General features: G+C 67.5%; 5 protein-coding genes. 4 read left to right on the top strand and 1 reads right to left on the bottom strand.

The annotated features are described in order from the left end of the window. The first annotated feature begins 253 nt into the window (after positions 1–253). Entirely contained in the window at positions 254–3,073 is a 2,820-nt protein-coding gene (locus ABZ371_RS19240; protein ID WP_358680861.1) for a carbohydrate-binding protein, read from the top strand. After that, complete coding sequence (locus tag ABZ371_RS19235; RefSeq protein WP_358680859.1) at positions 3,070–4,833, top strand: ThuA domain-containing protein; 1,764 nt, start codon at positions 3,070–3,072, stop codon at positions 4,831–4,833. The genes ABZ371_RS19240 and ABZ371_RS19235 overlap by 4 nt, the downstream gene beginning before the upstream one ends. Positions 4,834–5,357: 524 nt before the next feature. Here ABZ371_RS19235 and ABZ371_RS19230 read toward each other — a convergent pair. Beyond that, entirely contained in the window at positions 5,358–7,148 is a 1,791-nt protein-coding gene (locus ABZ371_RS19230) for an RICIN domain-containing protein (protein WP_358680856.1), read from the bottom strand. Between the two features lie 746 nt (positions 7,149–7,894). Here ABZ371_RS19230 and ABZ371_RS19225 point away from each other — a divergent pair. Both ABZ371_RS19225 and ABZ371_RS19220 read left to right on the top strand, forming a co-directional pair. After that, positions 7,895–10,006 (top strand): glycoside hydrolase family 2 TIM barrel-domain containing protein, encoded by a 2,112-nt coding sequence (locus ABZ371_RS19225; RefSeq protein WP_358680853.1) that lies wholly within the window; start codon positions 7,895–7,897, stop codon positions 10,004–10,006. A gap of 176 nt (positions 10,007–10,182) precedes the next feature. Further along, a complete protein-coding gene (locus tag ABZ371_RS19220) occupies positions 10,183–13,221 on the top strand; it encodes a TIM-barrel domain-containing protein (RefSeq protein ID WP_358680850.1) in 3,039 nt (1,012 codons plus the stop codon). Positions 13,222–13,331: the final 110 nt, after the last annotated feature.

The raw sequence follows: 13,331 nt of genomic DNA, 5'->3' as shown, positions 1-13,331 counted from the left end.
CCCGGTTGAATGCCGGGGGCGCGCGCCTTGGGCAGCCCAGGCCCTCACCCGCAGCTTTGTCCCCCTGCGGGAAAAAGTTGCGACCTCGTACGTCAAAAGGGTTTCTGGCGGAAGAAAAAGCCATTACCTTCCTGACCTGAACCGGACAACAAGGACCGAGTGCCCTCCCCTCCCTCCGTGGGCACCGGGCTCCCTGGCGCGACGGCGCGCGCCTGTGCTCCACCCCGACCCCGTCACCACACGGAGGATTCGCGTGCACAGGAGATTGACCCGGCCTCTCGCGGCGCTCGCCTGCACCTTGCTGGCTGCCGCGGGCGCCCTCACCGCCCAGCAGACCCCGGCTGGAGCCGCCCCGGCGGCCGATGAGTTCCAGCAGGTCACCCTCGCCAAGGGGGTGGCCGAGACCGGTGAGCCGATGACGCTCGCCGTCCTGCCCGACAGGTCCGTCCTGCACACCTCACGGGATGGCACCCTGCGTCTCACCGACGCGGCCGGCGCCACCAAGGTCTCCGGTCGACTCGACGTCTACTCGCACGACGAAGAAGGCCTCCAAGGCGTCGGCGTCGACCCTGGCTTCACCACCAACCGCTTCGTCTACCTCTATTACGCCCCGAAGCTCTCCACTCCCTCGGGGGACGCCCCTGCGAACGGTTCAGCAGCGGACTTCACGCCGTTCGACGGCGTCAACCGGCTCTCGCGTTTCGTCCTCAAGGCCGACGGCACTCTGGACACCGCCAGCGAGAAGAAGGTCCTGGACGTCCCCGCAAGCCGTGGTCTCTGCTGTCATGTGGGCGGCGACATCGACTTCGACGCCCAGGGCAACCTGTACCTCTCCACCGGGGACGACAGCAACCCCTTCGCCTCCGACGGCTACGCCCCCCTCGACGAGCGGAGCAACCGCAACCCCGCCTACGACGCCCAGCGTTCCTCGGGCAACACCAACGACCTGCGCGGTAAGGTGCTGCGTATCAAGGTGAACGCGGCGGGCGGCTACTCCATCCCGTCGGGGAACCTGTTCGCGCCGGGAACCGCGAAGACGAGGCCCGAGATCTACGCCATGGGCTTCCGCAATCCCTTCCGGATGTCCGTCGACAAGGCGACCGGCATCGTCTACCTGGGCGACTACGGCCCCGACGCCGGCAGTGCGAGCGCGAGCCGCGGGCCGGCCGGCCAGGTCGAGTTCAACCGGATCACCAAGGCGGGCAACTTCGGCTGGCCCTACTGCACCGGCAAGAACAACGCCTACGTCGACTACGATTTCGCCACCTCGAAGTCCGGGGCCGCCTTCTCCTGCTCGGCGCCGAAGAACAGCTCGCCGAACAACACGGGCCTGACCGATCTCCCCGCGGCCCAGCCCGCCTGGATCCCGTACGACGGCGGCTCGGTCCCCGACTTCGGCAGTGGTTCCGAGTCCCCCATGGGTGGCCCTGTCTACCGCTACGACGCGGCCTCGACCTCCGACGTCAAATTCCCCCAGAGCTTCGACGGCGACTTCTTCGCCGGCGAGTTCGGGCGTAAGTGGATCAAGCGCATCGAGCAGGGATCCGACGGAACCGTTCAGTCGATCAACGCCTTCCCGTGGCAGGGCACCCAGGTCATGGATTCGGCCTTCGGCCCGGACGGCGCGCTGTACGTGCTCGACTACGGCACGGGCTACTTCAACGGCGACGCGAACAGCGCTGTCTACCGCATCGAGTACGTCACAGGCGGACGGGCCCCGCTCGCCAACGCCAGCGCGGACCGCACGTCCGGGAAAGCCCCCCTCGCGGTGAAGTTCTCCTCCGCGGGCACCTCCGACCCCGACGGCGACCGGCTCACCTACGCCTGGAAATTCGGTGACGGCACCACGTCCACCGCGGCCGACCCTTCCCACACCTACACCAACAACGGCAGCTACACCGCCGAGCTGACGGTCTCCGACGGCACCGGCCACACCGCGACGGCCTCGGTGGGCGTCACCGTCGGCAACACCGCGCCCAGCGTCACCCTGGAACTGCCCACCGACGGGACCATCGTCGACGCGGGTGCCGCCGTCCCCTTCAAGGTCACCGTGACCGACCCGGAGGACGGCACGATCGACTGCTCCAAGGTCAAGGTCACCTTCATCATCGGACACGACAGCCACGGCCACCCGCAGACGTCCGCCAACGGCTGCTCCGGCACCCTGCAGACCATCGCCGACGGTGAGCACGACCCCAACGCGAACATCTTCGGCGTCTGGGACGCCGAGTACACCGACAAAGGCGCGAACGGACAGCCGGCTCTGACCACCCACGACGAGAACATCAGCCAGGGCAGCCAGCGCCAGGCCGAGCACTACGGGGACTCCGCCGGTGTCAGGATCGTCGACAAGACGGCCGCACGCGGCGGCAGGGCTGTCGGCTACATCGAGAACGGCGACTGGATCTCGTTCAAGCCGTACCTGCTCGCCGACGCCACAAAACTGACCGCCCGCGTCGCGTCCGGCAACGCCGGAGGGACCCTGGAAGTACGGGCGGGCTCACCCACCGGAACCTTGCTCGGGTCGGCGGCGGTACCCGCCACCGGAGGCTGGGAGTCCTTCCAGAACGTCTCCGCGGACCTTTCCAACCGTCCGGCCGGGACCACGACCCTTCACCTCGTCTTCAAGGGGGGCAGCGGATCCCTCTTCGACATCGACGACTTCACCTTCACCACCAGTACGGCCACCGCACGGACCGGTCAGATCACGGGCATCGGCGGCAAGTGCGTCGACGTGGCGGCGGCGTCGAGCGCGGACGGCACCCAGATCCAGCTGTTCGGCTGCAACGGGACGGACGCCCAGAAGTGGACGGTCGGCACGGACGGCACGCTGCGCGCGCTCGGCAAGTGCCTGGACGTCAGCCGGGGCGAGACCGCCGACGGGACGAAGATCCAGCTGTACAGCTGCAACAACACCGGAGCCCAGAAGTGGGAGCCGCAGTCGAACGGCACCCTGAGGAACCCGGTGTCGGGCAAGTGCCTGGACGCGGCCGAAGCGGCCTCCGCCGACCGCACCAAGCTCCAGCTGTGGAGCTGCGGTTCCGGTGCCAACCAGAAGTGGATCCTGCCATGAACCGACACCACAGGTACCTGGCCACCTGGGCCGCGGGCGCCCTCCTGGGTACCGCCGCCCTGCCCTCCGCAGTCTCCGCGGCGGCCGGCCCCGAGCTCGGCACACCTGTCGTCGCCGCCTCCTCCGCGGCCGTGGCCGACCCGGCGTACGACGTGCTGGTCTTCTCCAAAACCGCCGGATTCCGCCACTCCTCCATCGACGAAGGCGTGACCGCTCTACGTGAGCTCGGCAAGGCCAACAACTTCACCGTCGCCGCGACCGAGGACGCCGCTGCCTTCAACTCCGCCAACCTGGCCGGTTACGAGGCCGTGGTGTTCCTCTCCACCACCGGTGACGTCCTCAACGCGGCCCAGCAAACCGCCTTCGAGGGGTACATCGAGGCCGGCGGTGGGTACGTCGGCATCCACGCAGCGGCCGACACCGAGTACGACTGGTCCTGGTACGGGGGCCTGGCAGGCGCCCTGTTCCGGTCCCATCCGGCGATTCAGCCAGCCACGGTGGAGGTGGAGGACCGCGCCCACGACGCCACCGCCCACCTCGGCCCGACCTGGCAGCGGACCGACGAGTGGTACGACTACCGCACCAACCCGCGCACTACGGCACACGTCCTGGCCTCACTCGACGAGTCCACGTACAGCGACGGCGCAATGGGGGACGACCACCCGATCGCCTGGTGCAAGGACTACCGGGGTGGGCGGGCCTTCTACACGGGCGGCGGCCACACCGAGGACTCCTACACCGATCCCTCCTTCCGCCGCCACCTGCTCGGGGGCATCCGCTGGGCCGCGCGGCTGACGGAGGCCGACTGCCGGCCTGAGACGGGCTACACCACCCTGTACGGCACCTCGGGCACCAGCGGGTGGAAGCAGGCCGGACCGGGTTCCTTCACCGAATCCGACTCCACGCTCACCTCCCAGGGTGGCCTCGGTCTGTTCTGGTACCAGGCCAAGGAGTACAAGTCATACTCCCTGAAGCTCGACTGGCGGCAGGCCGGTGACGACAATTCCGGCGTCTTCGTGGGCTTCCCGGCCTCCGACGACCCGCAGTCGGCCATCACCAAGGGCTACGAGATCCAGATCGACGCGACAGACACACCGGAGCGGACCACAGGGTCCGTCTACGGCTCCGCCTCGGCCGACCTGGCTGCTCGCGACGCGGCACTCAACCCACCGGGAGAGTGGAACGCCTACGAGATCCGGGTCGAGGGAGAACGTCTCCAGGTATTCCTCAACGGGCGCAAGATCAACGACTTCACCAACACCGATCCCGCCCGTAGCCTCCAGCAGGGCCATATCGGCCTGCAGAACCACAGCAACGGCGATGACGTCTCCTTCCGCAATGTCCGCATCAAGGAGCTGACAGGGACAACCGGCCCCCGGGAGGGCGCCGTCACGGGCATCGGTGCCAAGTGCCTCGACGTCACCGCTGGCTCGAGTGACAACGGCACACAGATACAGCTGTGGACGTGCAACCGCACGGCGGCCCAGAGGTGGACGGTCGGGACCGACGACACGCTGCGAGCACTGGGCAAGTGCCTGGACATCAGCGGTGGCGGATCGGCCGACGGGACGAAGGTCCAGCTCTACGCGTGCAACAACTCCGGGGCCCAGAAGTGGGTGCAGCAGGCCAACGGCACGCTGAGAAACCCTCAGTCGGGCAAGTGCCTCGACGCCTCGGGCGCTTCCTCGGCCGATGGCACCAAGCTGCAGCTGTGGACGTGCAACACGGGCGCCAACCAGAGGTGGGTCCTGCCCGGCTGACCGACACCGGGACCGGCCGCACTACCGGGCCGGTGACGGCGGCGGGGCGTGACGCCGAAGCGCCCTGCCGCCGTTCTCGTCCCGTCGTGACACGATCGAGAGTGACGTCTCCTCCGGGCCTCACCGGACTCAGCCAGCTCGGCCCGGACTGCCGCGCCACGATGAAGCCTGCTGGCCGACCGATGGCTGCACGCCGGCGACCAAGCCCAGTGGTCCACCCGATCCCGCCGCATCCCGTTCGGGGACGGCTCGGACGATGAGGGGATCGGTCTCCTCCTGATCTGTCCGGCTCCCCTGTCCTTGTCCCTTCTCCCACGGGCCTGTCCGCTTCCACGCACGAACACGGCTACCCCGCCCCGTCCGAGAACGAGCCGAGGCGCGGTACCGCCACGCTGGTCCCACAGCGCCCGTTCCGCGCCTCGTCCCACAGGAATCCCGCCGCGACGGTTCACCACGCACCGGTGCCCCCGGTCGCTGGGAGCGACCGGGGGCACCGTCACGCATCACATCGAGCGGAGCGCGGATCAGCGGCCGTCCCACGACCACTTCTGGGCGTCGGTGCCGTTGCAGGTCCAGAGCTGCAGTTCGGTACCGTTCGCGGTCTTCCCGCCCTTCACGTCCAGGCACAGGCCGGACTTCTGGGCGACGATGGTGCCGTCGCTCTTCACCGTCCACTTCTGCGATGTACCGCCGTGGCAGTTCCACTGCGAGACCCTGGTTCCGGGAGTGGTCCCGTTCTCGAAGACGTCGAGGCATTCCGTGGCGCCCATGGTGCGCAGCTCACCACTGGAGGTCGGCGTGACCAGCTGGTTCAGGCCGTCGTTGCAGTCCCAGATCTGCGTCTTGGTACCGGGGAGGTAGACGTTGCCGTCGATGTCGATGCACTTGCCGGTCTGGGCACTGACCAGTGCGCCGGTGCCGCCCGTCCCGGAGGTGGGCACCGCCGAGATGAGGGCGACCCCGCCGGGGGCCACGCTGGTGGTGTAGGTGCTGACGGTGCCCAGCGGCTTGTCGTTGTTGATCATGTCGGTGATCTTCGCCGAGCCGCTGAGCCCGAGCTTGGCCAGCGGGAGGCTGAAGGTGTGACTGGAGGTGGTGTCCGTGTTGAACACACCGATGTACCAGGTGCCGTTCGTCTCACGCTTGGCGAATACCTGCTGGTTGCCGTCCTTGACCACCCGAGCGGCGGGAATGCCGTCCTGGTCGATCGCGATGAGCCTCTTGTTGGCCAGCAGCGCCTTGTCGGCGGGATCGAGGTTCGTCAGGTCGGCGCCCAGCATGTACTGGGAACTGGCCAGGGCCCACAGCGCCATGTTCGTCTGCCGCTGCGGCGGGGTGATGCCGTCGTTGTCACCGTTGCCGACACCGAAGGAGTCCAGGTCGTTCCAGCCTCCTTTCCTGGCGTAGGGCTGGTACTTGGCCGCGTCGTCGAACCGCTTGTAGACGTTCTCCCAGCTGGTCAGCGGGAAGCTGTAGCCCTTCGGGCTGGCCCCGATGTCACCGTCGATACGCCAGGAGTTCGACAGCTCCGACCATGTGGAGGAGGCGGACAGACTGGCTGACAGGTTCAGGGCGATCGGCCGGCCTGTCTTCTCCAAGGCCTCGGACCAGGCCCTGACGTCGGCCGTCTTCGAGGGTCCGACCCCGTCCAGCTTCAGGTAGTCCACACCCCAGTCGGCGAACTGCTGGGCCCAGGAGTCGATGAACTCCTGCGCTCCGGGCTTGCTGAAGTCGATGTTCCGCATGCCCTTGCAGTTGAAGTTGCTCGCGGTGCTCGTCGTGGCAATCTGGTCCGCGGTGTACGAGGTGCCCTTGATCTTCGTCTTCTTCGCCACTGCCTGGGCGGAGATGCCCGGTGTCACGTACAGGCCGTACTTCAGGCCCTTGCCGTGCACGTAGTCCCCGAGGACGTGCATGCCGTCCTTGGAACCGCTGCCCGGGAAGAGTGATTCGTCCGTCACCCAGCGGCCGTTGGAGTCCACGTCCGGGCCCTGACTGCCCGGGCACTTGTACCAGAAGTCGTCCATGTTGGCGTAGTTGTAGCCGAGGTCCTTCAGTCCGCTCGAGACGAGAGCGTCGACCTGCGCCTTGAACTTCCCTGCTGTGGGGTCCCGCTGGAGGAATCCCCAGCCGCTCCAGCCCATCAACGGCGCGTCCACAGCCAGACCGTTGTCCAGCAAGGGGGCTACGGCCCCTGCCGGCGACTCAGCCGATACTGCGGGGGCTACGGGCTTCGGTGTCGCCACCGCCTGCGGCATGGCCAGACCCGCGCCTGTCGTGGCGGCGAGCGCCAGCACCATCCATCGAGATTTCATCGGTCCTCATCTTCTGTTCGTGGGAGCGCGTGGCCGTAGGGACAGCGCGTAGGAATCAAGGGACGAGCTCTCGCCCTCGCGGGAGGCCGGCATGGCCCTCGTACGACTCCATGTCCACCTGGGCATGCGTGTTCGGACCATCAGCGGCGGGGAGGCGGTGTGCCCCCACCACACGGTGTCCGGACACATGCCGAGACATCGCCTGGCGTAGCGAGCCAAGCAGACGCAACGGGAGGATTGCCTGTTCCGACCGGGACTCAGATGCAACAACGGAGCCGGAGCAGAGCGGAGTTGATCGCGCCTTGGTGTCCTGCTCGTCCATGACGACAAGCTGACCTCACCCAGCGAGGGCGATGGTGGACAGTGTGCTGTCTCGTTTCTTTTTTCGTCAAGGCCAAGACAACCAAACAGTTCACAACACGTCAGCCGAAGGCCTAAGCTGCAGGCCGAACCATCGATCCCGCCACCCGCAGTCGACGCCCCGCCCGCCGACGTCAGCGGCACCGCGGACGATTCGACCACGCCATGCGTTCACCCACATGAACTCTGGGCACCCCGACGTTCGAACTCGCACCTCCTGCAGCAGGGTTGACCCTGCACTCTCGCCAGGCCTAGCCTCGCCACTTGTCAGGGTTCACGTGAGAGATCACTGTTCATATACATAGACGCCCCGTAATTCGGATGCCTTACGTAAGGCGAACTGTTTGCCGGGAGGGCATCCCCCACACCTCCAGGGAGGGCACGCCATGAAGGAACTCTCCAGCAGGCGGCAGGTTCTGGGCGCCATCGCAGGTGGCGTCGTCGCCACCCTCGCCAGTGGCGGCTCAGCTGCAGCCGCCCAGACCTACAACCCGCCCGCCTTACGTACCTGGCTGAGCCTCAACTCCGGCTGGCGCTTCCACAAGGGCGACGCCGCGGGTGCCCAGGCCGCCGGCTTCAACGACGCGGCATGGAGCGCGACCAGCGTGCCGCACACGTGGAACGCCTCGGACGGCGCGGACGGCGGCACCGACTACTACCGAGGTATCGGCTGGTACCGCAAGCACGTCACCGTGCCGGCTGACCTGTCGGGCAGGATGCTCTTCCTCCAGTTCGCCGGGGCCAACCAGGTGGCTGACGTCTGGGTCGACGGAGTGCACCTCGGCCGGCACCGCGGCGGATACTCGCGCTTTCGGTTCGGCGCCACAGAGACGCTCACTCCGGGCAAGGACAGCGTGATAGCGGTCAGGGTGACGAACTCCCCCGATCCCGATATCGCTCCGCTGGACGCGGACTACACGTTCCAGGGCGGCATCTATCGCAACGTCAGCCTCTGGGCGGTCGACAGACTCGCGGTGCGGATGCTGGACTACGCCGGCCCCGGCGTGTACCTGCGTCAGAGGAGCGTCACCACCGTGTCGGCGACTGTCGACGTCACAGCGAAGGTCTTCAACAACAACAGCACCAGCCGTTCCGTGGTGGTGCGAGCCATCGTCACCGCCACCGACGGCACGATCGTGGCCGACAGCAGCAGCGCCGAGCAGACGATCAGGGCCGGCAGCGGCCTTGACGTCGTACAGACACTGACCATCGCGAAACCACGTCTGTGGAACGGTCTGGCCGACCCCTATCAGTACAGCGCCCACATCGAGGTACGAGACGCGACCGACGGAACGGTCAGGGATGTGGTCACCGAGCCACTGGGCCTGCGCCACTTCAGCCTCGACGCGGACAACGGGTTCTCGCTCAACGGCAGGCACCTCGGCCTGCACGGCGTCAACCTGCACCAGGACCGCGCCCAGGACGGCTGGGCCGTCGACGACGCCGACCACGCCCAGGACTTCACCCTCATCAAGGAACTCGGTGCCACCGCGGTGCGGATGGCGCACTACCAGCACGACCAGAAGAACTACAACCTCGCGGACGGGGCCGGTGTGGTCGTGTGGGCGGAGATACCCCTGGTCAATCACATCACCGGCTCCGAGGCCTTCACGACAACCACGCGTGACCAGCTGCGCGAACTGATCCGGCAGAACTACAACCACCCCTCGATCGTCTTCTGGGGCATCGGCAATGAGCAACGCTCCGACGACACCCCTACCAACGCACTGCTGGCGGAGCTCGCCGGGCTCGTCAGGAGCGAGGACCCGGACCGCATCAGCACCTACGCCAACAACCTCGACAACAACGCCAAGGTGGCCGGCCATGCGGACACCGTCGCGTACAACAAGTACTACGGCTGGTATGGGGGTTCCTACAACGACCTGGGCGGCTGGGCCGACAGCCTGCACCGGGCCGATCCCGATCGCACCTTCGCGGTCTCCGAATACGGCGCCGGGGCGAACCCCGCCCAGCACGCCCTCAACCCGTCGGCGCCCAGCGCGGGCGGATCGTTCCATCCGGAGGAGTACCAGGCGCTGCTCCATGAAGCGTCCTGGAAACAGCTCGCCGCCCGGCCGTTCGTCTGGGGCACGTTCGTGTGGAACATGTTCGACTTCGCCTCCGACGGCCGGAACGAGGGCGGCAGGCCGGGCATCAACGACAAGGGCCTGGTCACCCACGACCGGGCGATCCGCAAGGACGCCTTCTACTGGTACAAGGCGAACTGGGCCTCCACGCCCACGCTCCACATCACCAGCCGGCGCTGGACCTCACGTACCGATCCCGTGACCGAACTGAAGGTGTACTCCAACGCCTCGCAGGTCACCGCCGTCCTCAATGGCTCCATGCTGGGCATCAGAAGCAGCTCGGACCACATCTTCACGTGGCCGGGTGTGACCCTGCGCCCGGGGTCCAACACCGTCTCGGTGAGCGCATCTATCGGCGGGGCCACTCACACCGACACCGTCACCTGGACGCTTTCCGGGACAACACACTGACGTGTCGTCAGTTCTCTGTGTGCGCCGTCCCGGCGAGCCCACCTCAGCCGCCGCCGACTTGACGACGCAGCGACAGCAGCTTCGTACCCGTCGGGTGCTGCGCGCTGCCCCGTCCCCACGCACCACATGTTGAGAACGCTGCTCCGCCCCAGACAGCCACCCGCATTGGAGACGCCATGAAGCGCGATCAGATCAAGCGCAGGACCCTGCTCTCGACAGCCGCAGGTGTACTGGCTGCCGGCGCGGTCACCACCCTGCCGCAGCACGCCTACGCGGCCGCCGACGAGCGGGAGCAACTCGGCGACTACGCCTCACACACCACCGAGGGCCGCAGCATCACCGTCACCAGCGTGACCGGTCAACGACTGCGGCTCACCCCTTACGGGGACCAGATGGTCAGGGTGCGCGCGGCCCGCGCGGGAGAGGACTTCTTCTCCGACACCCGGTACGAGATGGTGCAGCCTCAGAGCCACACGTCTCTGGGCGGCAGCCTGACCCTCAAGGTCAACACGAACACGCTCGAGTTCAACACCGCCGCCGGCAACGGCCTTCGCATCGTTCTCCACAAGAAGCCGCTGCGTCTGGAGTTCTACGCACGGGACACCGGAGCTCTGCTGGCGAAGGAGGACTCCACACGCAGCATCACCTGGAGCGGCACGAACCACTCCGTCACCACCGGAGCATTCGTCCCGCCGCCCGCCGAGGAGCGCTTCCTCAAAGCGGGACACGGAGTGCTCGGCCGCACACCACGGCTCGACCGCACCGGTGACACGGTCTCCCACAACTATGCCGACGCGGCGGCGGCTGCCGACAACCCCAACAATCAGGCACCCGCCATCGTGCCGTTCTACCTCTCCAGCAAGGGCTACGGCGTCTTCTTCAACACCACGTTCGACACGACCTTCAGCTTCGGCGGGAGCAACGGCTACTCGTTCTCGGCCGATGCTTACGACGCCGAGGGCGTGCGCCCCCAGCTGGACTACTTCCTGATCAACGGCCCCCGGTTCGCACAGCTCCTCGACCGTTACACCCAGCTCACAGGCCGTCCGCGACTGCCACAGTTGTCCATCTTCGGTCTCCACATGTCCGACAAGAGCTTCCCCTCCGAGAGCGACCAGGACTGGTGGCGCGAGAAGATCGGCCTGCACCGCGCCGCAGGCTTCCCCTTCGACCACCAGGTCAACGACAACCGCTGGCGCGAAGGCTCCGGCTCCTGGTCCGGATCATGGTTCGAGTTCAGCGACGAGCGCTGGCCCGACCCCGCCGGCTACCAGAAGTGGGCGTCCGGGAACGGCGTCACCGTGACCCTGGACTACAACCGCAACAACACCAACGAGATGGCCGGATGGAAGGGCGGCCCACGGCCCGGCTACAGCATCGCGGCAGCGGACCTCCAGAAGGTGAAGGAGAACAACGCCGTTCCGGACTGGAGCAATCCCGACGCCCGCGCCTGGGTGTGGAAGGTCTTCTGGGACAAGGCGCTCAACCCGTCCCTGGGTTTCCCCGGCGATGCCCTGTGGATCGACGAGACCGACGACCTCGGAGGAATCCCGTACACGGCGCGCATGGCCGACGGCCGCACATGGGCAGAGAACCGCAACTCCTACTTCCTGAACCTGCACAAGGGGGTCGGTGAGGAAGGCTGGGATCCCTCCGGCGCCGGGCACATCGGGTCCGCCAAGCGCCCGTGGACCTGGAGTCGCGGTGCCACCGCGGGTCAGCAGCGCTACGGGCACTACTGGACGGGTGACATCAGTCAGACCTACGACGAGATGCGGAATCAGATCCGGGGCATGCAGACGGCCGGCCTGGGTGGCTTCCCCTTCGCCAACATCGACGGCGGCGGCTTCGAGGGCGGCACTGTCTCCGACGCCTTCTACCGCAACTGGCCCGTCGCCTGGTCCAGCCTCTCCCCGATCTGGCGCCCCCATACCTCCGCCTCGGTCCGGGACCACGGCAAGAGGGCGTCGCGCTGGCCACTCGACCAAAGTACGCAAGCGCAGGCGGAGTTCGCGAAGTACAGTCACCTGCGATACAGCCTGATGCCGTACATCTACACGCTCGCCCATCAGGCTTCCGCCACCGGCATGCCGATGGCGAGGGCCATGGTGATCGACTACCAGGACCGGACCCGCGCCTACAACCACGACCTGCAGTACCTCTGGGGCCCCTCGCTCCTCGTCGCTCCCCTGACGTCCGACGGCGGAGGCGTCCAACAGGTCTGGCTGCCCGCGGGAGTCCGCTGGTACAACTTCTGGACGGACGCCAAGCACACCGGGTCCGACACCACGGACCTCTCCTACACCACCCGCACCGGCGAAGCACCGCTGTTCGTCAAGGCCGGGGCGATTCTGCCCAAGTACCCCTACGCACAGAGCACCGCCTACCTCACCAAGCGGCAGCTCGAGATGGATGTCTACGCAGGGGCCGACGGCGTGTTCGAACTGGTCGAGGACGACGGGGTGACCGAGGAGTACCGAACCGCCAAGAAGACAAGCGTCACCCGGCTCACCTTCACCGACTCCTCCACCCGCGTCGTCATCGCACATCCGCAGGGAACGTACGACGGCGCACCGGGCGGACGTCGCTACCTCGTCCGCATACACGGGTTGGACAGCCCGGTGGGAATGCGGGTCAACGGTGGTGCCACTCTGCCCGCCTTCACCAGCGAGGCGGCGGCCCTCCTGAGTGACAAGGGCACCGGGTGCGTATGGGACGCGGGGACGAAGGTCCTCAGTGTCGTCACACCGGTGATATCCGTATCCACGGGCGGCGGCAATGCCGCCACCATCGAGCCCAGCGGCGCCTCATTCCCTCGCATCGGCGGCGGTACCGTCCACCAGGCCGAAACCGCCCGGCTCGACAGTGCCTATGTGATCGACACCGTCCACCCCGGCTATACCGGCACCGGCTACGCCGACTCCACCGGAAGCTCCGCCGCGGGATCCACCCTCGCGTGGACGGTCGCGGTTGCCGCGGCCGGAACGAAGCAGCTCGCCATCCGCTACGCCAACGGCGGCAGCACGGACCGCCCCCTGGCCATCGACGTCAACGGCACGAAGCGAGGCACCCTTGCCATGCCGCCCACCGGCGGCTGGGACACCTGGGCGTCGGTCTCCCTCGCCGCCGACCTTCCGCAAGGGGAGAACGTCACCATTCGCGCGACTCTCACCCAGTCGCAGGGCGCGAACATCGACAGCTTGACCGTGCTGTAGGGGGGACCTTCCGCGCCGTGGGGGGGGCGGGGGGGGCCAGAGGCGCCCCCCCGGGGCGGGGGGGCGCGGCGGGCGAGGAACCCAGACGGGGGGGGGCGGCGCCACCCCCA

This window comes from Streptomyces sp. NPDC005899 (assembly GCF_040629645.1).
In the GTDB taxonomy this organism is placed as follows: Bacteria; Actinomycetota; Actinomycetes; order Streptomycetales; family Streptomycetaceae; genus Streptomyces.
Note: the sequence above shows the minus strand (reverse complement) of the source record. Positions and strands in the feature narration are given on the sequence as shown.

Excerpts from the sequence above, each read along its gene's own strand:
- ABZ371_RS19235 (WP_358680859.1), top strand. The coding sequence starts at position 3,070 with ATGAACCGACACCACAGGTACCTGGCCACCTGGGCCGCGGGCGCCCTC.
- ABZ371_RS19225 (WP_358680853.1), top strand. The coding sequence starts at position 7,895 with ATGAAGGAACTCTCCAGCAGGCGGCAGGTTCTGGGCGCCATCGCAGGT.
- ABZ371_RS19230 (WP_358680856.1), bottom strand. The coding sequence starts at position 7,148 with ATGAAATCTCGATGGATGGTGCTGGCGCTCGCCGCCACGACAGGCGCG.
- ABZ371_RS19220 (WP_358680850.1), top strand. The coding sequence starts at position 10,183 with ATGAAGCGCGATCAGATCAAGCGCAGGACCCTGCTCTCGACAGCCGCA.